This window comes from Micromonospora sp. NPDC049101 (assembly GCF_040648675.1).
Classification (GTDB): Bacteria; Actinomycetota; Actinomycetes; order Mycobacteriales; family Micromonosporaceae; genus Micromonospora.
Window position 1 is genome coordinate 40,791 of sequence record NZ_JBEZED010000013.1, and the last position, 23,746, is coordinate 64,536.

At 68.0% G+C, this 23,746-nt stretch carries 18 protein-coding genes; 6 read left to right on the top strand and 12 right to left on the bottom strand.

Annotation, left to right across the window (positions count from 1 at the left end):
- The first annotated feature begins 2 nt into the window (after nt 1-2).
- From brxD to AB0B57_RS19300, 3 genes are all read left to right on the top strand, one after another.
- Complete coding sequence (gene brxD, locus AB0B57_RS19290; RefSeq protein WP_357071144.1) at nt 3-1,274, top strand: BREX system ATP-binding protein BrxD; 1,272 nt, start codon at nt 3-5, stop codon at nt 1,272-1,274.
- Nucleotides 1,271-3,385 carry a DEAD/DEAH box helicase gene (locus AB0B57_RS19295; protein WP_357071147.1) on the top strand — a complete coding sequence of 705 codons (2,115 nt, stop codon included), beginning with the start codon at nt 1,271-1,273 and terminating at the stop codon, nt 3,383-3,385. Before brxD ends, AB0B57_RS19295 begins: the two co-directional genes overlap by 4 nt.
- Nucleotides 3,386-3,495: 110 nt before the next feature.
- Entirely contained in the window at nt 3,496-3,672 is a 177-nt protein-coding gene (locus AB0B57_RS19300) for a hypothetical protein (RefSeq protein ID WP_357071150.1), read from the top strand.
- Between the two features lie 372 nt (nt 3,673-4,044).
- On the opposite strand, the gene AB0B57_RS19305 is transcribed toward AB0B57_RS19300, so the two are convergent.
- Nucleotides 4,045-4,347 carry a hypothetical protein gene (locus tag AB0B57_RS19305; RefSeq protein ID WP_357071153.1) on the bottom strand — a complete coding sequence of 101 codons (303 nt, stop codon included), beginning with the start codon at nt 4,345-4,347 and terminating at the stop codon, nt 4,045-4,047.
- Nucleotides 4,348-4,848: 501 nt separating this feature from the next.
- On the opposite strand from AB0B57_RS19305, the gene AB0B57_RS19310 reads away from it, so the two are divergent.
- On the top strand, nt 4,849-5,727 hold the full coding sequence (locus AB0B57_RS19310) for an O-acetyl-ADP-ribose deacetylase (protein ID WP_357071156.1): 879 nt from the start codon (nt 4,849-4,851) through the stop codon (nt 5,725-5,727).
- 209 nt (nt 5,728-5,936) lie between these two features.
- On the opposite strand, the gene AB0B57_RS19315 is transcribed toward AB0B57_RS19310, so the two are convergent.
- The 8 genes from AB0B57_RS19315 to AB0B57_RS19350 all read right to left on the bottom strand — a co-directional run bounded on the left by AB0B57_RS19315 (nt 5,937) and on the right by AB0B57_RS19350 (nt 16,953).
- Complete coding sequence (locus tag AB0B57_RS19315) at nt 5,937-6,104, bottom strand: hypothetical protein (RefSeq protein ID WP_357071159.1); 168 nt, start codon at nt 6,102-6,104, stop codon at nt 5,937-5,939.
- Nucleotides 6,105-6,318: 214 nt separating this feature from the next.
- Nucleotides 6,319-7,215: a hypothetical protein gene (locus tag AB0B57_RS19320; RefSeq protein ID WP_357071162.1), complete on the bottom strand. Its 897-nt coding sequence runs from the start codon at nt 7,213-7,215 to the stop codon at nt 6,319-6,321.
- Between the two features lie 700 nt (nt 7,216-7,915).
- Nucleotides 7,916-9,514 (bottom strand): DUF6884 domain-containing protein, encoded by a 1,599-nt coding sequence (locus AB0B57_RS19325; protein ID WP_357071166.1) that lies wholly within the window; start codon nt 9,512-9,514, stop codon nt 7,916-7,918.
- On the bottom strand, nt 9,511-12,606 hold the full coding sequence (locus tag AB0B57_RS19330) for a helicase-related protein (protein ID WP_357071169.1): 3,096 nt from the start codon (nt 12,604-12,606) through the stop codon (nt 9,511-9,513). Before AB0B57_RS19330 ends, AB0B57_RS19325 begins: the two co-directional genes overlap by 4 nt.
- Nucleotides 12,603-14,354 carry a phospholipase D family protein gene (locus AB0B57_RS19335; protein WP_357071172.1) on the bottom strand — a complete coding sequence of 584 codons (1,752 nt, stop codon included), beginning with the start codon at nt 14,352-14,354 and terminating at the stop codon, nt 12,603-12,605. Before AB0B57_RS19335 ends, AB0B57_RS19330 begins: the two co-directional genes overlap by 4 nt.
- A complete protein-coding gene (locus tag AB0B57_RS19340; protein ID WP_357071175.1) occupies nt 14,341-15,570 on the bottom strand; it encodes a DUF6361 family protein in 1,230 nt (409 codons plus the stop codon). Before AB0B57_RS19340 ends, AB0B57_RS19335 begins: the two co-directional genes overlap by 14 nt.
- A gap of 13 nt (nt 15,571-15,583) precedes the next feature.
- Entirely contained in the window at nt 15,584-16,339 is a 756-nt protein-coding gene (locus AB0B57_RS19345; protein WP_357071178.1) for a DUF429 domain-containing protein, read from the bottom strand.
- Nucleotides 16,340-16,485: 146 nt separating this feature from the next.
- A complete protein-coding gene (locus tag AB0B57_RS19350) occupies nt 16,486-16,953 on the bottom strand; it encodes a hypothetical protein (protein WP_357071181.1) in 468 nt (155 codons plus the stop codon).
- Between the two features lie 773 nt (nt 16,954-17,726).
- Here AB0B57_RS19350 and AB0B57_RS19355 point away from each other — a divergent pair.
- Entirely contained in the window at nt 17,727-18,770 is a 1,044-nt protein-coding gene (locus tag AB0B57_RS19355; protein WP_357071183.1) for a hypothetical protein, read from the top strand.
- A 596-nt stretch (nt 18,771-19,366) separates the two neighbouring features.
- Nucleotides 19,367-21,838 carry a UvrD-helicase domain-containing protein gene (locus tag AB0B57_RS19360; RefSeq protein WP_357071186.1) on the top strand — a complete coding sequence of 824 codons (2,472 nt, stop codon included), beginning with the start codon at nt 19,367-19,369 and terminating at the stop codon, nt 21,836-21,838.
- Between the two features lie 123 nt (nt 21,839-21,961).
- On the opposite strand, the gene AB0B57_RS19365 is transcribed toward AB0B57_RS19360, so the two are convergent.
- Genes AB0B57_RS19365 through AB0B57_RS19375 form a run of 3 tightly spaced genes read right to left on the bottom strand, consistent with a single transcriptional unit; the run spans nt 21,962 to nt 23,613 of the window.
- Nucleotides 21,962-22,858, bottom strand: a complete 897-nt coding sequence (locus AB0B57_RS19365) for a hypothetical protein (protein ID WP_357071189.1) — start codon at nt 22,856-22,858, stop codon at nt 21,962-21,964.
- A 29-nt stretch (nt 22,859-22,887) separates the two neighbouring features.
- The gene (locus tag AB0B57_RS19370) at nt 22,888-23,211 is read right to left on the bottom strand and encodes a hypothetical protein (protein WP_357071192.1); all 324 of its coding nucleotides are present in this window, start codon (nt 23,209-23,211) and stop codon (nt 22,888-22,890) included.
- A gap of 36 nt (nt 23,212-23,247) precedes the next feature.
- Entirely contained in the window at nt 23,248-23,613 is a 366-nt protein-coding gene (locus AB0B57_RS19375) for a DUF429 domain-containing protein (protein WP_357071195.1), read from the bottom strand.
- Nucleotides 23,614-23,746: the final 133 nt, after the last annotated feature.

Genomic DNA, 23,746 nt, shown 5'->3' on the forward strand with positions numbered 1-23,746 from the left:
CCATGCAACTCAGCACGCGGCGGCGCCAGGAGGTGATCAACGCCTTGCGTCGCGGCACGGTGCCGCAAAATGGACTGGACGTGCTCGCGGTCGGGCTCGACCGGTTCACGGCGGCCGTGGACGCCGAGCTGGCGGCGGTGGCCGCTGGCGGTGGCGGTTTCAAGGCCGTCCGGGGGGAGTACGGCTCCGGCAAGACCTTCTTTGCCCGCTGGCTCGCCGAGCGGGCCAAGCGCGAGGGTATGGCCGTGGCCGAGGTGCAGATCTCTGAGACCGAAACGCCGCTACATCGGCTGGAAACCGTCTACCGGCGGATCTGCGAATCGCTGCAAACCTCCGAGTTCCCCGCCTCGGCGCTGCGGGCGGTGCTGGACGCCTGGCTGTTCCTGCTCGACCAGGAAGCCGGCGATGCGGCCGAGGCCGTGCTGGAGCGCCGGCTGGCCAAGGTCTCCCGCACCACGCCCGCCTTTGCCGCCGCCCTGCGCGGCTACCGCGCGGCGCTGCACCGCGATGAGCCGGCGACGGCCGAGGGGCTCGTCGCCTGGCTGGGCGGCCAACCACAGGTTGCGGCAGCTGTCCGCCGGGCCGCTGGCATACGCGGAGAGCTCGACCACTTCGGCGCGTTCGGCTTCCTCCAGGGCCTGCTCACCGTGCTGCGCGACAGCGGACACCCGGGGCTGTTGGTGGTGCTGGACGAGGTGGAGACCCTTCAGCGGGCCCGATCCGATGTGCGCGACAAGGCCCTGAACGCGTTGCGCCAGCTGATCGACGAGGTCGACTCTGGCCGTTTCCCCGGGCTGTATCTGGTGATCACCGGAACTCCCGCCTTCTTCGAAGGTCCGCAGGGAGTGCAGCGGCTAGCACCGCTGGCGCAACGGCTGGCCACCGACTTCACCGCCGATGCTCGCTTCGACAACCCACGCGCCGTGCAGCTGCGGTTGCCCGGCTTCACCCCCGAAACGCTGCGCGAGCTGGGCGTGCGGGTACGGGACATCTTCGCCGCCGACGCCGCCGAAACGGACCGGATCGCCCGACTCGTCGACGACACATACGTGGCCGACCTTGCCGCTGCGTTGACCGGCCGACTCGGCGGCAAGGTCGGCGTGGCGCCCCGGTTGTTCCTCAAGAAACTGATCGGCGACGTGCTCGACCGCGTTGACCAGTTCCCCGACTTCGACCCCAGATCCGACTACGCGCTGACCCTGTCCACCACCGAGCTGACCGAGGTGGAGCGAAACGCAGCCAGCGCCGACGATGTGTCGCTGGACCTGCCGTGACCGCCGACCAACTCCACCCGGCCGTCGTCCACCATATCGTCAACTCCCTCAGCTGGCCCGATCTGCGGCCGATGCAGCAGGCGGCCGTCGCCCCGCTGCTCGCTGGCGACGACGCACTACTGCTCGCACCCACGGCCGGCGGCAAGACCGAGGCGGCTGTCTTCCCCCTGCTATCCCGGATGGCCAGCGAGGGCTGGTCCGGCACCTCCGTGGTGTACCTGTGCCCGCTCAAGGCGTTGCTGAATAATCTTCTGCCCCGACTCGAGCGGTACACCGAGTGGCTGGGCCGGCGAGCGGCGCTTTGGCACGGGGATGTGACCGCCCCTCGACGCCGGGCGATCCTGGCCAGCCGGCCGGACGTCCTCCTGACCACCCCGGAGTCGCTGGAATCCATGCTGGTCAGTCGCAACGTGGAACATAGATCGTTTTTCTCCGGCCTGCGCGCCGTCGTGATCGACGAGGTACATGCGTTCGCCGGCGACGACCGCGGTTGGCACCTGCTGGCCGTCCTGGAGCGGCTGACCCGTGTCATCGGCACGCCGGTGCAACGAATCGGGCTCTCCGCCACCGTGGGCAACCCGGAGGACCTGCTGGGCTGGCTGCAGGGCTCCGGGAACGGCGCCCGCCCGGCGCGGGTCATCGCGCCGAAGGAGCCCGGCATCCACTCGAACGCTGCGGCCGGAACACCGCCAGGAGACATCGAGCTGGACTACGTTGGCTCGCTCCCCAACGCCGCCACCGTCATCGCGTCCCTGCACGCGGGGGAGAAGCGCCTGGTCTTTTGCGAGTCCCGGCAGACGGTCGAGGAACTGGGCCAACTCCTACGAGCCAGGGGGGTCACTACCTTCCTGTCGCATGCCTCCCTGTCCGCCGACGAGCGACGCCGATCCGAGCAGGCGTTCGCCGAGGCGCGCGACTGCGTCATCGTCTCCACCAGCACCCTCGAACTCGGCATCGACGTTGGCGACCTGGACCGCGTCATCCAGATCGACGCCCCGTCGACAGTCGCGTCCTTCCTTCAGCGGCTCGGCCGCACCGGGCGTCGATCCGGCAGTGTCCGCAACTGTCTCGTGCTCGCCCGCGACGGCGATTCACTGGTGGTCGCCGCTGCGGTGCTCCTGCTATGGGGGCGCGGCTGGGTGGAGCCGGTGACAGCACCCCCTGAGCCGCGCCACATCGTCGCCCAGCAGATCCTCGCGCTCTGCCTTCAACAGGGCCGAGTCGGCGACCGCGTGTGGCAGCAGTGGTGGAACGGGGTGTCCCCGTTTGACCGCAGCGCCGAGCCGACGGTGCGGTTCCTGGTGGAGCACGGCTTCCTGAGTGTCGACGGCAGCATGCTGTTCATCGGTCCCGAGGCGGAGAAGAGGTTCGGCCACCGGCACTTCATGGAGATGACGACCGTCTTCACCAGTCCACCGGAATTCACCGTCCTGTACGGCCGCACCGACCTCGGCCGGATCGATCCGAGCCTGCTGACCGAGGAGGTGCATGGTGACCGCCGCGTGCTCCTCGGCGGCCGGAGCTGGCGAGTGGTGTACGTCGACTGGCGCCGCCGGCGCTGCTACGTGGAACCCGCAGACGGCGGCGGCAAGGCCCGCTGGACGAACCGCGGCTGGGCAGGCCTTGGCTTCGAGCTGACCCAAGCCATGCGGGATGTGCTGCTGGGCAGCGACCCACCCGTCCGGCTGACCAAACGCGCGACCGACCGGCTTGCCACCGAGCGCGACGAGCGATCGTCCCTGGTCCACCCCGGTGGCAATGTCATCAGCCGGGACGAACACGGTGACCTCCGCTGGTGGACCTGGGCCGGATTCCGCGCCAACGCCACCCTGACGGCAACCATCAGCGAGGTGGTCGACCCAATCCAACGGTTCGACGACTGCCAGATCCGCCTGCGGGAGGACCTCACTCCGGCCGCCTGGCGAGAGCTGACCGCAGACGCCGAGCAGCGCATCTGCCTGCCCGAGGTCAACGAAAGGGCGGTCGAGGGGCTCAAGTTCAGCGCCGCGTTGCCGCCACGGCTGGCGATGGCGACCCTCGCCACCCGGCTCGCCGACATCAAGGGCGCCGCAACCCTGCTCCAGGAACGGACCCGCTTTGTGCAGATCTGAAGTCGCCAACCAGGTGTCGGCGTGGCTGGTCGACCAGTCCGGCGCTAACGCGGATCCGCACTTCGTCGTCGATTTGGCCGCCCGGACGCTGGGCGAGTTGGGTAAAGCACATGGTGCTGCTGCGCTGCGCCGCCGCTCAGAGCCACACGCCGACGTTCGCCGCCCGCTACACGGACCTGGTGATCGGCGTGCAGGCGCGCACCGTGCTGACCGAGCTGCGCGGGGCGGCCCGGCACCCATGGCTGGACACTGAACGCGGAAAGCGGCAGGTCGTCGAAGAGCCGTAACGGTCACGCCACGACTCCCGCTTGTCGGTACTCGCCAATTCCGCTGCCTGATGCTGGAACACAGCGCGCTGATGTGGCGAGAGTTCGGCCTTCGCGGACCTACCCACTCGGTCGTGCAGTGGCGGAAACGACCTGTCGCCGCTCGCCCACTTGACGGCCCGCCCCGCTGGTGTCGAACAAGCTTTCCAGCGGTGGCGCTTCCAGCGCGACCGCCCCGCTGGCGACGCAGATGATTATGAGAGCGTGGCCACGGGGGGTCGGCGACTGCGTGCGGGCCGCCTGCTGCAGTCCCTTCGACCCGCCGTGGCGAGGTTGTTCGACGCGCAAGGCGCTGCCGCGAGCCGCATTGGCGCGGGCTCGCGGCAGCGGGCGCTATTCCTGAGCGTCGACGCCGTCGGTGAGCGCGGCTTCCTCCGCGGGGGTGGTCGGGATGGTCACGGTGTTGTCCTCGGTGGCCGGCAGCGTGATTTCCTCCTGGTCCTCCCACCACTGGTAGTCCCAGCTGGACCGAACGGTGATCCGGTCAGCCCAGGGGAAGACCGCCGGCACGACGCCCTGCACTGCGCCGACGATCCGCGAGACCGCGGTGTCCAGGCGCTTGCCGCGAATGTTGGCGCGCAGCCCCTCCGGTACCCGCAGCTGGAACGTGATCGTTAGAACTCGGGGACTCGCCACTGCCTCTTCCCCTCTGTTGTCGTGCGCCGACGGTATCCAATCTCCGCGAGATGGTGAAGAGTCCGCGAGATAGTTGCCTCTGGACGGCTACGTCCCCCAAGAGAGACTGAACCTCCTGTGGGCAGTAGAGCCCTCAGACCTCGCGGGAGCAGACTCGCCGTACGTCCTCAGCCACCAGCGGCCTCGCAGCTCAACGAGTCGAGCGGTAATCGCCTCCGGTGTACGCGTCGTACCGGCGAGATGAGGGCCGCGGTGTAACGACGTTGACCCTTTGCTCGGCAATCAGTGTGGGCGGTAGATCGTGCTGCCCCGGCACACGTCCGCATCGTTCGACGTCAGCAGGGACCCCACCCAATGCTCAAGATCATTAGATGATCAAACGCCCTGCCGTGCCGCCACGAACGTGGTCAGCGGTCCGACTGCAACGCAAGCGGCAGGAGCTGTGGAGCCGTGTGCCGGGGCGGTCCCGGCTCTGTCGGTGCCCCCGGGCAGACTGATGCCATGCCAGTCGTCACCGCCGTTCTCGGGGACATCACGACGCAGGATGTGGACGCCGTTGTCAACGCGGCGAACAAGGCGATGCGCGGAGGTGGTGGTGTGGATGGCGCGATCCATCGCGGCGGAGGCCCGGCGATTCTGCGTGACTGCATCGCCCGGTTTCCTGAGGGCCTCGCCACCGGCGACGCCGGATGGACCACGGCAGGCGACCTGCCCGCCCGGTGGGTGATCCACACCGTCGGCCCCAATTACCACGCCGGGCAGCGCGACCGCTCCCTGCTGGAGTCGTGTTACCGGCGCGCGCTGGAGGTCGCCGACGAACTGGGCGCGCGCAGTGTCGCGTTCCCGCTGATCAGCACCGGCGTCCGCGGCTGGCCACACGCCGATGCCATCGAGGCGGCGATCGAGACCATCGCGGCCGCCGAGACGGGCGTCGACGAGGTGCGGCTCGTCGCACTCGACGAAGCTATGCACAAGCGAACCCGCGCGGCCGTCTGGGTTCGGTGTCCGCCGCCCGTAGACACAGACAGCGTCGGCTCCTTGTTCGAGCGCGAGCCGATCCAGTACTCGTTGCGCGGCGACTTCTACCTGTGGCGAGAACTTTGCGCGCGGTTCGCAGACACACCGCTGCCAGACGATTGGTGCGACTTACGGACGCTCATCATGGACACCATCGAGCAAGTTGTCGGCGAACATCTCACCAGCCGCGAATCGGCACCGTGGCACGACCACGCCGGAGCGATATACGTCCCCGAGTTCGACCCGGGCCACGGCATGTCTGCCGGCGCCGTCCACGTTCCATGGTGGGTGCACACGGGAGTGCCGATCCTGCTCGATCGCTACGCCGCGCGACGCGAACCCAGCGCGTTCCGGGCTGAATGACTCAAACTCACCTACGCCTTGCGCAATTGGCGTACCGCCGACCCATCCCGACGTTGCGCGTAGGGCAACTCGAGCATCGGATTGCCGTCCAAGCGCAACAGATCGAAGACGTAGTAGACAAACGACGTGCTGCGCAGTAGACGCCGTGGCGGCGCCTACGTGTGCATGGGGCTCTGCGGCCATGAGAACGAAGGCCTCCCACTCGCCCTTCAAGGCGACGATCTCCCCGTTGGCGACCGCTCGCTGACCGCGACGATGCGGGCGTCGCTGGCGTCGAGGACCAGGTCCCGCACGACCGCGCCGTCCGGCACCCATTCGACCAAGGCCATCGCCGTACGCTTGTCGGCTGCTGCTAGGTCGACGCCGAGGGTCAGCACTGCACCACTCTAGGTGCCGATCGCGCACAAGGACATGGATCAACCGATGGTCGATAACCAACCTTCTAGCTGTATCTGGGATCCGGTGTGCTGAGCCAGGGCTGGCTGCGGTGCCGGGGTCTCGTCCATAGTCGGACTCTCCGCGGCACAGCGATTCTCGTCAGTCCAGTGGCGCGAGCGGCGGACTGCGCTGAACCCGGAATGCTTCTCTCAGTCAGGCAGTTGGCTCTTGACGTGACCGGTCCCTAATGAGGGCGGCCAGGTCAGCGCCGGTGAACGCCAGATCGATGGGTGCGCCGGCGAGCTGATTGGTCAGCTCATCGATGCGATACCGCAGCAGCCGCTGATATCGAACGGCGTAGACCGCGACATGCGTGACGTGGTGACCATCGTGGCGGGCGAGCAGGGCGTACGTCAGGATCTGACGGATCAGCTCGTCAAGGTAGGTATCTTCGTCGAGCCGGCCACTCTTCACTTCCAGCAGGGTGGTGCCGAGGAGGAAGTCGGCATGACGGTGTCCGTCGAGCAGGGACAGCTGCCCAGTGGCGGTTCCGTAGGAGCGGAGAGCGCTGTGGAAGCCGCTGGAGTAGCTGTCCCAGACGGTGCGGAAAGCACGTCTCGTGTGGTAGATCTCGGTGGGGCGACCGATGAGGAGCCGCGGATGCCTCTCCAAGAGATCACGCGCCACATCACCGGCATCGAAACGGCGACGGTCGAGATCATTGACCAAGTTGCGGACGTAAGCGAGTCGACTGGCAGCGGTGAAGATGCGCGCCGGATGTGGTGCTGAGTCGATACGGTGCCAGGCATCGTAGGGCGTGACGGGGTCAATAATGGGTCGGTAGGCCGCAATGGTGAGCACACGCTTCGCGAGAGCATGGTCGAGGCAGCGAAGCAGGTCAAGGTACGGGCTCTGGTCACACAAGGCCAAGCCGATGGCGAGTTCCACGACATTGCCGAAGAACGACTTGTCCGGCGGGTCGATCAGCAGAACACGACAGCAACGAAGATCAGCCGCGATGTCGGCGCGCAGAACATGCTGGTATGGAAACACCTCGGCCAGCAACGCGCCGACGGGATCCCGCGATACGCCATGGGACCGAGTGATCATGGTGGTAGTCCTCTCACGATGGGATCGCGCTGACCACGGGTGCGGCAGCGTGGGACCCGATTGGCAGGAAACGCGCGAGATCGGCGGCCTATCCCAAGCAGATAAAGGTCCTGAGAAACCAGATGGGCAGAGCCGCAAGCGGTCTTCAGCCCTCGGCGTTCACGCCGCGATGTGGGCTCCGCGAGAGGAAGCGGCAAGCAAGGGAGACGGAGAGACCGGCGTCCCGACTCCTGCACCGTACGACTGACACTTGCGACGCACAAGGACACCGCTTCGAGTAGCGTGGCTGGCCAGGCACCGGTTCCGCTCAGCTGGCTTACGGTCGTCCGAGACGCGGTATGCGGGTGCTCGCCGGGTGCTCGCGCGCCGTGGACCGACGGGCATCCGGTAGTACACGGCGGCCCACAGGAGTGGGCTGGTAGGGGATACGGGACTACCAGCGCCGCGCGGGACGGATGAGCACGGCATCGACGGGGCTCTTAATCTGCGGGACTGCCTGGACTGGTTGGGACGTGTGGGAGTGGGGCCGACCTGGGGATCCTGTGCGGACCGCAGTGCGTCGGAGCTGCTGGTCCAGGTGGGCTTCCTGAGGGGTGCATGCGCAGAGTCCGCTGGTCGAGAGAGCACGTGGGTCACGAAGACTCGCCTGCCGCTCGGTGGCTGCCTTGGCCGATTGGGCAGACCGGACAGGGGTGTCTCCTCATACCGCCGCCGCTTGGGCGATGTCCTTTGGGCAGATGGAGCGCAGAGGGCAGGCGCCGCAGTTGGGCGTGCCTGGTCCGCACCAGCGTCGTCCGATCAGCCAGGCGGGGAAGTCCAGCTCTCCGGGCCGCTCGGGGTGTAGCCATCGCGCTACCTCCACCATGTGGTCGAGGTCGTCGCGCTCGGCGAGTCGCGTACGGAGGAATACTCGCCGTACATGTACGTCGTAGGCGATGTCCGTCCCAGACAGTTCCCGGATCGGCACCGCTAGGTCGCGGGCCAGGATCTCTACTGCCATCGCCGACTTCTTCTGTGCGATGCCGGGGAACCTCCGCAGCCGGGTGGCCAGGTCGGTCGCGCGGGGTTTGTCTGCCCAGATCCGGCCGGCGTCGCCGCCGTATTCGTTCACGACGATGATGGCGGCGGCGACCAGCCATCCGGGCATGTTGTTGACGAACCGATGCAGTGTTCGCGGCTGGGCGACGGCAGCGCGTACCTGCTCTGGTTCGGACGCCATTCGTGCTGCGTCGAGGTGTCCGAGGCGCTGATGCAGGTCGTACGGTGCCTTCCAGGCCCGCTCGGCGGGTATGCCCTGGTCGAAGATGACAGCCAGCAGGAACGCGAACGGGTCGGTCAGGATCAGCGTGTTGGCTTCGGGGTGCGGTGTGAATCGGGGTGAGGTGCCGGCCCGTTCGGCCTGATGTTCCCGCCCGTACTTCAGCAGGGCAGCGACGATGGCACGCGCCCCTGGCTGAACGGGAACGGGTATGCCGGTGGGTGCGAGCCGCCGGATGGTCTCCCGGGACTGCTTGGCGAGGGCTACGGGTTGTTCTGACGCCGGTGGTTGGGGCTGCCGGTCGTACCAGGCGAGCTGTTCGCCGAGCGGTAGCCCGGCCAGCGGTCGCCGAACCGTCGCTCCGGCCTGGGTGAGCAGCGGCGCGATTGCTTGCGCGTACTCGTCGCCGGCGTGGATTTCGACCACGCGGTCGCGCACCTGGCTCTCTGCGCGCATCAGCTTGGCCGCAACCCATTGGCCCCAGGCGCGCCGGTAGTCCTTGCTCTGGTCGGCGAGGGCGGTGTCGTACGGTGCGAGCACCGTTTCGGGCAGCACCAAGCCGTGCTCGGCGCTCAGGATGTAGTAGCGGCGGGCGTGCCGTTCGCCGTAGGCGCGGCGGCGGATGAACAGCGGCGAGACGTACAGGTCGCGGGCCGACACCGGGTGGTCGAGTTTCGTCTTGACGCAGCCGATCAGCGCGATGTCGGCCGGGATCTCGCCAGGCTCGGCCGGCCTTGATTGTCCGCTCGGGCGCTGGGCGGGGATCACTGGCTGAGGTGCGGGGGTGTGGGACGGTCCGCTGTCGGCGAGCGTGTACCGGCCGCGCCCGACCCGGATGAGCGGCGTCCCGCATGGGCTGGGCGGGCCGCCGGTGGTATCTCGGGTCATTCCCTGGATGACCGGGCCGAGCGACTGTGGGTGCCGCGTCGGGTGGAGCCGTTGGACCTCGTCGATCAGCTCCGCTCGGCTGAAGTCGATCTTGTCTTTGGTGAGCTGGCGTGCTGCGGTGAGGATGAGCTGCCAGGCCGGCTGATCTGTCACTGCCACCTCCATTCAGGGGACGGTCGCAGATCCAGGATGTCGGGTACGCCTGCTGTGCCGGTTTCCCGTCGTCGGAGCAGGTTCAGCAGGTCCTCCTGCCTGGGCTGGCCGAACGCCAGCCGGTACATCACCAGGTCCGACTTGAGCCGGTCGAGTTTCGCCTGATCGCGGCTGAGCGGGTACGGCAGGACGTGCCGCTCGATCTTCGCCGGCCCGGGGAACACCCAGTACGGCGCGAAGTCGCCCAGCTCTCCAGATACCGCTCGCGCCGCGTCGTACAGGGCCTTCCACACGTCCGGCTCGGGGGAGCGCAAGGCCTCGGCGCGGTGTGCGGCGGCGACGTTGCGGCGTACGGCGTGTCCGCCGAACCGGTGGACCCGGCCCTCACGCTGCTCGAAGTCGACGGGGTTGGCGGGGGTGTTCCAGTGCACGACGGCCGAGCACCACTGGTGGAAGTCGATGCCTTCCTGACCGGCGCTGGTGGTGGCGACAACGAACGGCCAGAACGGGCTATTGAAGGCCCGACGGACGGCCTCCTTGCGGTTGACCTGGGATTGTTCTTCGCCGCGGCCGCCGTAGCGCAGCGCGAACCGGCCGGGCAGTTTGATCCGCTCGTCGGGGTGGTGCGGGTTGAAGGCTTCGTACGTCGACGGTCGGCTGGCGATCGCCTGCCGCGCCTCGTCGGCGAGCCGGCAGAGTTCCTCGTCGTCGAGGCGGGTGTCGGCGGCACCGCTGCGCAGGGTGTGCAGGTGCTCGTCGAGGACGGCTTGCAGATCGCCGGCGGCGCAGTACCGCAGCACCGCTCGCCAGTAGACCGGGCCCATCGACAGGCTGTCGAGCAGCTGCGCGGATTCAGGCCGGTTGAACAGGGACCGCAGCCCGTTCGCCAGGACCGCCGCGGCGCGCCAGTGCCCTGCGGGTGTGACCGCATCGCCGGGGTGGATCAGCCGGGACAGTGCCCGCCAGGCGATGTTGCCGGGCCCGTGCAGGCCGATCTCGGCGACGCTGCCGAGCAGACCGTCGAGATGGTCTGTTGCCGGGTAGCGGGCATCGCTGGCCAGCTCGCGGGCTCGCTCCACGTGCCGGTCCAGGCCGGTGGCCGTTCCTTCCTCTTCGGCGGAGGTGCCCAGGGCGGCAGCGGCGTCGTCCGGGCCGGGGCCGGCGCCGGGCCACCGGAAGACCAGTTCCCACGGCTCGGCCGGGCTCGCTTCGGTGGCCTCCGCATCGCCCGAAGCGCGAGCAAGCAGTCGCTCCCGCACCTCGCGTTCGAACACGTCGAGCGGTGCGGTCTCGTCCGGCCGTTGCCGGGCTAGGGTCAGCGGGTCGCAAAGATCGGCCAGGCCGGGATGGGGCCAGAACAGCGCCAGGACACTCATCGCCGCTGGTCGCCCGTGCTCCAGTCGGTAGTCGAGATGCCGGTGCCCTTCCCCGGCGGCATCGAGCCGGCGCTCGGCTTCGTAGCTGAGTAGCCCTGCCACGGCGGTGGGTGTGGCGTTCCAGGACGAGAACAGCAGCCGCTTGGTGATGCCGTCCCGCGCTGCGGGGGTGAACGGCTCGCCGAGCGCGTGGTAGGGCATGGATGGGGGCAGCCACAGCAGTCGCCACCAGCCCTGGTCGACAGTGTCGGCGGCGAGCTGCCGGAGCCGGGCGTTGCCGAGATCGACCGGTTCCCGTCGGTTGATCGCCTCGGCATCGAGCAGCTGGGTGGAGGCCAGCAGCGCGGACACCTCGGGGTGCGGCTGGCCGTCGAGCGCGGCACGGACCTTGTCACCGAGCTGGTAGCCGTCGAGGAAGTTGAGGAAGTACGGGGTGGACTTCCAGTACTCCACCGTCATCGGAGCGCCGACGACACCCGCGATCTTGCGCATCGCCACATAGCTGCGGACATCACGCACGTCGAGGTCACCGGCCACGGTGAGGTGCTCCCGCAGCATGCCGTCCTGCACCAGCGTGGGCCGTTCCGTACGACACATGACCCGCAGCAGCAGGCCGCGCAGCCATTCGCGCAGGTCACCGCAGCGCTCGCCGCGCACCAGCGCGTCCCGGTACGCCTCGAATGCCTTCGTCACATCGGCGTGCCAGGACTCGTCGTCGCTGAGGAACCTCAGCACCTGCCGGAAGTCGCGGTAGTGGTCCTCGCCGGTGGTGGCCTCCTCGGCGAAGGTGAACGGCTTGTACGGAGTGGCCGATAGCAACAGCACCCGGGCGGTCCGGTATTCGAACAGGTGCCGGGCGAGTTCGGCGCCCGCACCGCCGTCGGGGTCGAGTAACTCCCGGAATCGCTGGAACTCGTCGAGGATGATCAGGTCGGGTTCGAGGACCTCGACGCCGGCGGTGGCCAGCGTGGTCCGTAGGGCACCGGTGAGTGTGCGGGCCGTCTCTCGTAGTGCGTCGGGTAGGGCGGGGCGGCGGCCGATGTCGTCGAGCAGCACGTCGAACTCGTCAAGCAGGCCTTGTCGACGGGCACGGCGCAGGAAGCTGCGGGTGATGGTGCGGTCTACTTTCCCTTTGAGCTGCTCCCGTAGCCGGTCGCAGTGCCACTTGAACCGTTCGGGCTTGCCGATGGTCGCCTGTAGTGCCCGCAGCGCGGCTCGGGTCCGCCAACCGTTCCACGAGCTCGCCTGTTCGAGGATCAGGAACAGCAGTGCTCGCTCCTCGGCCGTACCGGTGCGCCATCCCTGGTCGAACGAGGTGCCCGGGGTGAACGCGACCAGGTTGATCGGCTTGCCCGCGGTGGTGGTCGCGGCGTTGAGCTGGTCGGCGTGCTTGGCGAGCAGGGTGAGCCGGCTGGACAGCGTGACGGTTTCGTCGGGGGTGACCCGGAGCCGGGCGATGTTCTGCCGGGCGACGTCCTGGTTGGAGCAGACGTAGACGACATCGACCCGGTCCACGCTGTCGTCGTCCTGCAGCCGCTGCAGGGTCTGGGCGATGACGCCTCGGGCGACGACGCTCTTGCCGAGCCCAGTCTCGTCGGCGACGAGGAACCGGCGGGTCGGATCGGTGCCGAAGTACCGGTCGACGACATGCGCGACGGTGGCGCGTTGAAAGTCTTTCAAACCGGCCATGACCGGCCCGGCGTCGTACCTGTTCACGCGCGCACCGCCTCTGTCATCGTCTCGCGTGCCGCCGTGATGACCCGCCACAGCTCGGGAAAGCCCGCAGGCAGCAGCCGGTCGCCGTCACCGCTGGCTTCGATGCGGGTCACCAACCGGGCCAGGTCGCCGAGCTGCTCCGGCCGGTCGACGAGAGCGTTGAGCAGCAGCTCGAGGATCCCGGTCTCGCCGGCGCGCCAGGCACCCGATCCGCCGGTGTCGCCGCCTAGGGCGGCGGCAGCCTCGGTGCCCAGGCCGAGGATCAGCAGCAGAAACCGCAGGAACTTCTCCGGGGTGTCGATCTGCTGGGCGAGGACGTGATCGAGCCGGTGCGCGGGGTCGCCGATCAGGGTGGCCAGGACGACGGTCTGCTCTCGGCCGGTGGTGTCCTCGGCGGTGATGACGATGAAAGGGGTGATGTCGGCCAGCGCAAGCTTGGTGAACACGGCAGCCACCGGCTGCCCCGCCACCAGCGGCACCGCCTCACCGCGCCGGGTGTGCACCTGCGCGGTGATCCGCACCCCCGGCAGATCGGGCAGGTCCTCCTGGGAGGTGAGCCGGAAGCCGTAGCTGTCGGCTTCAGTGGTGACGGTGGCCGACAGTGGGATGGCCGCGATGTCGCGGATCAGGTCCAGTAGCGCGGTCGCTTCCGGCTCCGACTCGGTGGCATCGTGGCGGTCGTAGGGTTCAAGGATCCCGCGGAAGCCCGCTTCCGGACCGAGGACGGCGTTGATGCCCCACTGGGCGCGGCTGCCGACCAGCTCCACCAACAGTTCGACGTTCCCGCCGAACGCCGCGTCGGTGGCGTTCGCGGAGCCGAGCAGGACCCGCGCCTGTTGGCCCTTCTCCACCACGTATACCTTCGCGTGCAGCCCGTGCAGCACTTCCTGGCCCGACGGCGCCCCCTCGGCGGGCAGGCCGGCCAGGGCGCTGACCACGAACGCCTCCGACCCGGCCACCGCCTCCTCAGGTAGGCAGTCGAGGGTCTCCTGCCGGCTCACCAGGGCCAACTGACCGCCCGGCGCGCACCGGTCCAGCCCGCCCGGAGTGCAGAACGGCGAGATGATGAGGTGACGCGTGCCCTCGAAATGAGGCAGGCGAGCGCCGGGCACGCCCAGCGCGTGGAAGCTCATCTCCCGGGCTCCGTCAGGGGGGTCCCACTGGGCCCGGCGCAGGTCCTCGGCCAGCGCGTCGATCGCCGCCTGCCGGTCCGGCGGTATTGGCGCGACCGCCAGCCGCACCGCATGCCGCACAAGATCAGACAGTGGCCGGTTGTCCGCCTTCGGCCGCGCGCCGATAACACCGTCCAGGCGCAGGCACACGTCCCAGCTGCGATCCTTGGTCAGGTTCCGGCTGAGCACCAGCAGCCGCAGGGACGTCTCGCCGGTTGTCTCGTCGTGGAAGCGCAGCGCCCACACCTTCGGGTGGAACAGGTGCCCGGGCTTGGGCCGGCGTACCTGGTGCACCATGGGCTCGACGAACGCCAGCAGCGCGGACTGCGTCGGGGGCACGGTGATCTGCCCCGCTTGGCAGAACACGTCGATGCGGTCGGCGCAGTGCCGCACGCCCTCCATCACCGTGATCGGGTCCGTCGACTCCCGCAGGCCCTCAGCGGCGAACGCCAACGGGGCGACCAGCAGACTCTCCAGGTCCAGGGTGAACGTCAACGCCACGGCTCGTGACAGCCGCGCGCCCGCTGGTGGGCGCAGCGCGTCCAGCAGCAGGGCACGGGAGTCAGGCGCGAGCACCGGCAGCCTCCGGCAGGTCGGCGGCGCAGCCGTCGTGGATGTCGGCGAGGATCCGGCGTACCTGCGGCCACCGGAACACCAGTTGCCGGCTGCCCGACGCGCCACTCCACGTGCGGAGCAGCTTGTCGTTGACCAGCCGCGACTGGCCCTTCTTCACCGACCGTTCCCGCTCGGCCACGAGAGCCCGCAGGCCTGGGTCGGTGGCCGCATCACCGGCGGCTCCGCTGGTCACCGCGTCGAGCCACCGCTCGATAAACCGGTGCGCCGCTGCGTTCGTGGCGATCCGCGAATTCTGCTGGATCAACCGGCTCCACATCCCCGACCGCTCCCAGCCCTTGAGGCCGGGCAAGGCCGACACTCGATCACTCCACTCCCGCAGAGCGTCGCGATACACGGCCGTCGGATTCTCGTGCTCGGTCAGGCCGGCTTGTTCGTACCGCTCGGCCACGAGCAGGTTGTACAGCAACGCTGCGCCATGCATCGCCAGCGAGAACCGCTGCGCGTCCCGGACCAGCGAACCGACCGGCTCGGGCGCGGCGAGCGCCGCCGGCTCCCACGGCACTTGGCCGTCGGTAACCGGCCGATGCTCAGGTTGGAGCAGGTACGCCAACAGCGTGTCCGGCGCCGCGGCAAGAAGCCTCTCACGCAGCCAGCGGGCCTCCTGCGGATACAGAGTCAGTCCGCCGTCGACCTCATTCGGGAAGTCCGCCGGTGCTCCCGGCAGCGTCGGCTGCCAGGCACCGCTCGACTGGTCGGCCAGCTCATCGGCCTCGGACGATCCGGACGCCACCCGTCGGCCCGGGATGTCGTCGTCACCCGTGCGGATGCCGTACCGCAGCAGCGCCGCCGCGTAGATGGTCGATGGCAGGGTTCGCACACCGACGCCGGCCCGTCGGCCGATCACACCCTCGGTGTCGTCCCCGCGTAGCAGCGCAGCGATCACCTTCCGCTCGTTGCCGTCAACCTGCGCGGCGAGGCGCTCACCGCGCAGTCGACGACGCTGCGCCTCCTGATAACACCACGGCACGATCAGCAGGTACCGCGCCCGAGTCTGCAGCACCGAGGTCCCGGAAAACAGCAGGTCACTGAACGCGTCGCGGACCTGGCCGACACCCAACTCATCCCGGCTCTCCGCGTCGCTGAACAGCTTGAGCAGCTCACGCATCCGGTTCTGGTCGTCGCGGGAACTGTCCAGCCAGCTCAATCCCGAGGCCATCAATACCCTCCGCTCATCCTTCTGCACCATCGATCAAGTCGCTGAGCGGACCGGTGGGCAGAGCGATCCAGCCCTCGACACGCGCGACCGTCCGCTGCTCGTCACTCGGCTGGACTGCCTTGCCGATCGCCGCGGCGCGCGCGTTCAAGGCCGCGATCACCGAGTCGAACGCGTCATGGCTGCGCCGACACAGCCCCTCAAAAGCACCCAACTCCAACCAGGGCGCGGCCTCGCGAAGCGCAGTAACCAAATCAGCATGCTGCACGTGCTGACCCCGGCCCTTGTAACCGCGATGTGCCAATCCCCAGCGGTACAGGGCCGCCGCCGGATACACCTCCACGACTATCCCGCCGCCACCACGGTCCACGTCGTGTCCGGCGATGGCGAGCATCGCCAACAACCCGGCGCAGCGGAAGGCGGCATGCGCGATGCGGTCCGCAGACACACTAAGCGGGATGATGCCAGTCTCCTCGCGGACCACCGCGTCCGTCAGCCGATACGCAAGGCCACGTCGCCACTGGGCGCCATCGCCATCAGCGACGGCGACGTGACCGAGGCGGTGGGCCTGCACGAGCGCGACGAAAGGCTCCGGCCAGCCGAGGGGACAATCCAACCCCACCTTGTCCACGTGCTCGCCGGCCTCGACGATGCGGGCGTCGCTGACGTCGAGGACCAGGTCCCGCACGACCGCGCGGCCGGGCAGCCATTCGACCGCGGCCATCGCCGTACGCTTGTCGGCCGCTGCAAGGTCAACGCCGAGGGTCAGCACCGCACCACTCTAGGTGCCGCCCACTCAGGTGAGACAGGGCTCGACCGACCGTCGTCACAGGACGTTCAGCCAAGCTCGCCTGCCGATTTGGAGAGCCGGAACGGGCGTTCTCCATGTGAGTGGTGCCCGCGTCAAAGCCCGGGTAGTCAGGCCCTGGTTCGATGGCCGGCGGACGGGTCGGCATCTGTACGGCTTACGTCGTCGAAGAGGGCATCATCCCCTGCCGTCAGGCGAACCCCCAAGAACACTGGCCGCGTCAGCAACCCCGGATGGGCCTCCGGTGTCCGCCGCACCAACGTGGCCAGCTTCGCCTGCCGGCGCGCGACCAGGAACCGTTTCCCGTCTCCGAACACGTCGATCGCCAGCCAGAACCGCAGGTCGGATGCCGATCGGGCAGCCAGCACCCACGGATGGTTCTCGTCGCCATCGATGTAGAAGTCCAAGCGGCGACGATGACTCTCCCTGCGATATCCCAGGTACGTCTGCACCTGCCGCCACAGGTCCGTTTCGCGACTGGAGTTGATCTCTCCAACCTCGTCCCAGCCGGACGGCCCTTCGCTGCCGAGCACGAACCGCAGCGACGGCTGCCGTGAGATCCAAACCTTGGCTGTCATGGCCGCCATTCTGCTCACCGCATCCGACAAACAACCGCCCCGCCGTCCTGCCCGTAGGGCGCAACGGTCAGGCAGACCCCACCGCTACTGGGCCGAGGCCAGGCCCCTGCCGGCGCTGGGAGACCCCCGTCGTACCCGAGATCCGCCGCCATACCCGGGCACTCGCGACCGTGATCATCGACCCGCTGCTGCCACCCGCCAGGGTGCGACCTATCGCCGGCCGGATCGATGTAGCGCACCGCCGCCGCCGCAGAGCTGGCCGCTCGGATGCGCACCGCGGCGGCCCGCGCAGGCTGCCACGCCGCACCCCGAGCGCTGCCAGCTCAGCGGCGCTCCCGGGGTGCACACCGCCGGTCGAGATCAAGGTGTCGCCGATTCGTGATTTGACGCGGCGTGGGACTGCGCCGCCCACGTTGAGAAAGCCACCCTCAACGTACGGTCGGTCTTCATCGCCAGCGAAGAACTCGGCGGCCTGACCGCCTACCTCAACCGCTGACGTCCCCCGCCTCTCTCGCCGACGTCTTGGCCCTCGCCGTGTCTGTCAGCTGCGCGGGCGGGGGCGATCCTCGCGCGTAGCGAAACGGTTCCTCGGCCGCATCATCACGACCGTGGGTGTCAGCTCCGCCGCAGAACGGTTGAGGCGGCGTTGACAGCCGGGGCAAAGCCACTTCGGGTAGGTCGGGGGGAGGCGACGCCGCGCGCGTCCTGGCGGCGTCCGCCCTAGGACAATCTCTCAGTGCGATTCTGCTTGACCCCAGGCCGATGATCAGACTGTGACGTCAGAAAAATTCTTCGGGCAGGATTTCGTTGCCCGCCACCGACGACGGTTCGGCAGCCTGCCACCCGACCACCGCCGGCTGACCTTCGACATCGCGGTGGAGCCGCAATTTGAGCACTGGCGGGACTGGTACGACGAGCAGCTCGCCCTGCTTCCTTTCTCTGACGCCGAGCAGCTCGCCGGCAGGCTCTGGAAGGACGAGTTCTTCTGGCCGGTCACGATGGAGTTGGCAGCGGGCGCTGCGCTGCGGTCGGCTGGTTACCTCGTAGCGTACGAACGCCAGTACGGTGGCTTGACTCCAGACTGGGCCGTGCTATCGCCCGACGGTAACCCAGTCATGTTCGTCGAGGTTCACACTGACCAGCCGCCGCGAGAGACGTTTGCGCGCCAACGAGCCTGGAAGGCGCTCGAACAACGCATCGCGAGGATTCCTGTCGGTGTCGTGCTCGTCCTGAAGGCCGGCAACATGCCACCCAAAGCGCCCGACGCGGGCACGGCTAAGAAGGTCGCCCAAGAAGTGCGCCGGCGCCTACTGCAGTCCCCATCGACCTCCAGCGTCAGCGCCCACGGCTACACCTTTCTCGTGCTCGCTGATCGCTTCGGCCAGGTTGCCTCGGACAATGGACTATTCGCACAATTTGCGGCGCCGAGTGGAGTAGCGGGTCCTGTCGATGCCGCCCGGTTGACGCGCGCGGTCAACGACAAAGTGCGCAAGTACGCGGAACTGGCGGACCGCTACGAAGTTCCCCTAGTGGTCGCCGCCGGTGCTCACCGCTTCACCCGGGTGGACCTGGACGACGTGGACAGGTTGATGGCGGGCGAGCCGACGATTAGCTTCCAGTTCAACATCGGCGACGCTTTCATTGGCACGCAAAAGATCAACTTAGCTCATCCGCCGCGATGGGTCATGCCCGCTGATCTCTCGGCGTTGCTGTGGATTGACAACCAGCCGCCCTTCGCAGCAACAGCACGGCCTAACGCTCAGGCTCGCCGGGCGGTGCCTGACCGCCTTGCCGAACTCGTGAGCCCCAGCCCCTAAACCGCGCTCGCGTGGCGCTGACCTCCCCGTCGACGAATGGTTCGTCAGGGGTGCTCGCCGGGTGCTCGGGCGCTAGGGACAGGCTCGCAACGGGCGGACTGAGTGGCACGCCGTCTAGAGAAAGCATCGCCATGAACGCGAACAGACGTACTCACGCGACCCGTTGAACCGTGTGGCTCGACCAAGATCAGCCTCTCAATCTGCCGGACTGCCTGGACTGGGCTAGACGTGTGGGAGTAAGGCCGACCTGGAAATCTGTGCGGACTGTAGGCGTCGAAGCTGCTGGTGCCGGTGGATTTTCCGGGGTTGAACGCGCAAAGTCCGCTGGTCGGCGGAGCACGTGGACCACGAAGACTGCCCCTGCTGATCAGGGGGACGGAGGAGGGCACGTGTTCTCGGCAGCGCCGTCGAGATTCTTGACCCTCCGAGTGCCTGCGGATCGCTCGGGATGGCGGTAGCGGAGCGATCACACCTTGCTCGCTTCCGAAGTAGGCTCCACTGGTTCCGCGAGCAGCTTCGGGGATGGGGCGGAGCAGTCCGACGGATCCATAAAGGTCCGACGGTGTGAGCGTGGGAATCAGTCCTGGAAGGGGCGTATGGACGTCAAGCCGACCGAGGAACAGCTCGCCGCCCGGGACATGTTCCTCGCGGGCAGGGAATTGGCCCTGGTGGCCGGGGCTGGCACCGGTAAGACCTCCACGCTGGTACTGATGGCCGGGGTCACCAGGAAGCGCGGTCTCTACGTGGCGTTCAACAAGGCGATCGCCGACGAGGCCAGGCAGCGCTTCGGGGCGAACGTCGACTGCCGTACCGCGCACTCGCTGGCACACCGTGCCGTCGGGCGGAACTACCAGGAACGTCTGAACCGGTCGGCCCGCATACCCTCGAAGGAGACCGCGCGGCTGCTGGGCATCCACCAGAATCTGTGGGTCAGCTCCCGTCCAATCACCTGCGGACACCAGGTACGCCTGGTGATGGGCATGATCCGTCGATTCTGCTACAGCACAGACCGCCAGCTGATGGCCCGGCATCTGGAACGGGTCAACGGGCTGGACCCGGCGGCCCAGGACCACGTCGCCCGCGTGCTCCTGCCGTACGCGTGCCGGGCCTGGGACGACATCTGCTCACCGGATGGCGAACTCCGCTTCGAACATGATCATTATCTGAAGATGTGGGCGCTGACCGAGCCCGCGCTCGCGGCGGACTTCGTCCTGCTCGACGAGGCGCAGGACACTAACCCCGTCGTGGAGGAGGTCTTCCTCGCCCAGAACGCGCAGCGGGTGTGCGTCGGCGACCCGGCCCAGCAGATTTACGCCTGGCGCAACGCCCGGGACGTGATGACCGGCTTCCCGGCGGATCACCTGTACCTGACGAAGTCGTTCCGTTTCGGCCCACGCATCGCCCAGACGGCCAACCGGTGGCTCCGGCACGCCGAGTCGGAGCTGCAACTGACGGGGAACAGCGCCATCAACTCCCGCGTCGGCTCGGCGGCGGAGATCGACGCCGTGCTGTGCCGGGGGAACGCCGATGCGATGCAGGAGGTCCTCGGCTTCCTGGATCGGGGCGTACCGGTCGCGCTCACGGGCGGCGGCGGCGCGCTGCGGAACATCGCGCAGGCCGCACAGACTCTGAAGTCGGGTCGACGTACCACTCATCCGGAGCTGTTCCTGTTCACCTCCTGGGCCGACGTGCAGGAGTACGCCGAGAACGACACCGCCGGCCAGGACCTCAAAGCGATCGTGACGCTGGTCGACACCTACGGGTCGGACGTGATCATCGACGCGGTCGACCGTCTCGCCGACGAGCGCGCCGCGAAGGTCACCGTGTCCACCGCGCACAAGGCCAAGGGCCGGGAGTGGTCGCGGGTACGGATCGGCGACGGCTTCGCGGCACCGTCGGTCGACGACGACGGGAATCCGCGCCCGCTGCGGGCCAGTGAGGCCCGCCTGATCTATGTGGCGGTCACCCGTGCCCGGCACCACCTCGACCCGGCGGGGATCACCTGGATCGACGACTACGAGAAGGCCACCGAGGCGGCCGGCGACGGCACGGTGGCCGGGCGACCGATGATCGAGCTCAGCCTGACCCGCCAGCTGAGGTATCCGAACTCCCCGATGTCGCAGTTCGTGGCCCAGCACCTGCCGAACAGCGCGGCCGTCGTGCAGGACTACCTTCGGCGGATCTGCGATCTGCCCCGCCCGGTGCAGCCGCTCGACGTGAAATACCCCGACTGGTCGGCGCTCGGCCACGCCATCGACTTCCGGCTCAGGCTCCGCCTGGGTAGTCCGTTCGGCGCGCCGGTCAATATCGGCATCGATGCCGTCGGCAGCGGCCTGCCCCTCCGAGGCGCACCCGCGACGTCCGTACGGGACGCCCTGCACCGGGCCGGACGCGACCTGATTTCCATGGTTGACGCGTACGTGCACGGCGACGACGGCCTCGACGGGGAGATCCTGGGCCGCCTGTGCTTCGTGGCCGGCTACTACGAGGACATCTACCGAACCGGTGAGATCCGGCGGTACAGCATGCTGACCGGCACCACCCCGGCCACCACTCTCGACAATCTCCTGACGGCGGTCCCCGACTACGCCATCGAGGACATCAACCGGCAGTTGGCGATCGCCGAGGAGCCCTTCCGACCGTTCCTCGAACTGCCCACCAGCGCCCGGACCTGCGGTCCGACGTTCCTCGGCAGCCAGGACATCGGCGGAGCGGACGCCGACTTCATCCTCGACGGCCTACTGCTGGACTGCAAGGCGACCATCCAACCCCTCAGGTTGGGCCGCGACGAGATCTACCAACTCGCCAGCTACCTGCTGCTCGACTACGACGACCGGTACGGCATCGACCGAGTCGGCCTGTACCTATCCCGGCAGGGCTCCCTCGTCACCTGGAGCGTGCCGGACTTCCTGCGCAGCCTCGGTGCCACCGGACGGGTCGGTGACCTGCGCCGGCGGCTGCGGGAACACCTTCACCGCTGGCGCGGCGACCGTCTGGCCACCAGCCCGCAGCCAGGCCGTGGCGCTAGTTCGCTCACGTCTGGAACAAGGCCTGGCGCTCGCTTCTAGTCGATGTGTCGCGTGCCGTGGGTGCTCCGGTGAACCCTCCTGGGTCGGAGACGTGGCCTAAGGGCGCCCGCGCTTCTTGCTACCGAGCGATGATCACTTTGCCTCGCGGCCTTGGTCGAGGCGCTATCCGACGTCCCGTGTCGTCGGCTGGACACCTCGGACTAGCGTCGATAGGAAGCGGATGGAGTCCTCGACGCGGTGCTTGATCGTCCGGAGGGTGGGGATGTCGAAGCGCCCAGCGGTGCCGTGCGTGCCCTTGTTGAACTGGGAAAACAGGTTCATCACGTCATTGACATTCGTTTCCATGAAGTCGCCCAGGGCCTCGTAGCCGGCACCGTTCAGATTGAGCAGATAGCCGATCTTTTCGCGCCTTGCGACGGCCTTACCGTCGGGTCCTCGCTCACAATTCGGCTTGGCCCGTAGCACTGCGGCGTCGGGAGCCTTCATGTTGATCAGCTCCACGATGACCTCGCGGGCGCTGGTGCAGAAGTGCCGCGCCGCATCTGGGTTGCGCGGGTTGATCGCGAATAGTGCGCCTTCCCATCGGTTGTGCAGGTCCCCCGACAGCACGGACAACTCGTGGGTGATCGACGTCTCCTCGACCTCCTCCGTCTCGGCGCCCGTCTCGGTCAGGAGGGCGTTGGCGACCTGCGCGCTGTTGGCCGTCTCGGCTTCCGCTAGGTCAGCCAGCTCCTGTCCGCGCTCGTTCCACAGTTCGGATTGCTCATCAACCCGGGAGTACGCGGTGTGCAGCGCGATGGCGGAGGTCTGCACCGTGACGTAGCGGGTCGTTGAGCGCTGGCGGTCGAGCCGTGCAATCTCGGCGTTGAGCCGCTGCCGGTTGGAACGTACGCGTGCGTTGTGAGCACGCACCTCGCGGTTGTGCTTATCGACGGCGCGCTTCACTTCGCGGTTGTACGCGGCAGCGTCGCGGTTGTAGTTCGTCACGGCCTGCTTCAGCTTGCGGTTGTAATCGTCGACCATGCGCTTGTACTGGGCAGGCGAAATTTTTCGTGGCACCTCAACCTCCGTAACGTCCGCGCGCGAGGTTACCCCGACCGTATGACACATTGCCCGCTGCCACTGAACGGGTCGCGGACCAAGCCAACGCCCAAGTCGTCTCGGCTCTCCGTGTCGCTGAACAGCTTGAGCAGCTCACGCAACCGGTCTTGGTCGTAGTGGGGGCTATCCAGCCAGCCTAATCTCGAGGCCATCAATACCCTCCGCTCACCCTTCTGTGCATCGATGAGGTCGCTGAGCGGACCGGTGGGCAGCGCGAACCAGCCCTCGACACGTGCGACCATCCGCTGCTTGCCGCCTGGCTGGACTGCCTTGTCGATCGCTGCAGCGCACCCGTTCAAGGTGGCGATCACCGAGTCGACGCGTCGTGGCTGCGCCGACGCAGCCCCTCAGAAGTACCCAGCTTCAGCCAGGGTGCGGCCTCGCGAAGCGCCGTAACCACATCGCTGCACGTGCTGACCCCGGCCCTTGTAACTGCGGTACGCCAATCCCCATCGGCACAGAGCCGCCAGGTACACCTCCGCGGTCCTGCCGCCGCCACGGCGGTCGACGTCGTGTCCGGCGGCAGTGAGCGTCGCCAGCAATCCGACACAACGGAAGGTGGCGTTTGCGCCGCGGTCCACGGCCACACTCAGCGGGATGATGCCGGTCTCCTCACGGGCCACTTCGTCCGTCAGTCGGTAAGACAGGTGACGCCGCCACTGGGCTCCATCGGCATCGGCATCGTTGAGGTGACTGATTCGATGGGCCTTCACGAGCGCGACGAAGGGTTACAGCCAGCCGAGGGAGCACTCCAGTCCGACTTTGTCAGCGTGCTCGCTGGCCTCGACGATGCGGGCGGCGCTGTTACTGGACGTTCGGTCGTGGCCGGCTGTCGATCTGGTAGGT

Bases quoted from the DNA above. Each gene is read 5' to 3' on its own strand.
- brxD (WP_357071144.1), top strand. From the start codon at position 3: ATGCAACTCAGCACGCGGCGGCGCCAGGAGGTGATCAACGCCTTGCGT.
- AB0B57_RS19300 (WP_357071150.1), top strand. From the start codon at position 3,496: ATGGTGCTGCTGCGCTGCGCCGCCGCTCAGAGCCACACGCCGACGTTC.
- AB0B57_RS19310 (WP_357071156.1), top strand. From the start codon at position 4,849: ATGCCAGTCGTCACCGCCGTTCTCGGGGACATCACGACGCAGGATGTG.
- AB0B57_RS19320 (WP_357071162.1), bottom strand. From the start codon at position 7,215: ATGATCACTCGGTCCCATGGCGTATCGCGGGATCCCGTCGGCGCGTTG.
- AB0B57_RS19340 (WP_357071175.1), bottom strand. From the start codon at position 15,570: ATGGCCTCGGGATTGAGCTGGCTGGACAGTTCCCGCGACGACCAGAAC.
- AB0B57_RS19350 (WP_357071181.1), bottom strand. From the start codon at position 16,953: ATGACAGCCAAGGTTTGGATCTCACGGCAGCCGTCGCTGCGGTTCGTG.
- AB0B57_RS19360 (WP_357071186.1), top strand. From the start codon at position 19,367: ATGGACGTCAAGCCGACCGAGGAACAGCTCGCCGCCCGGGACATGTTC.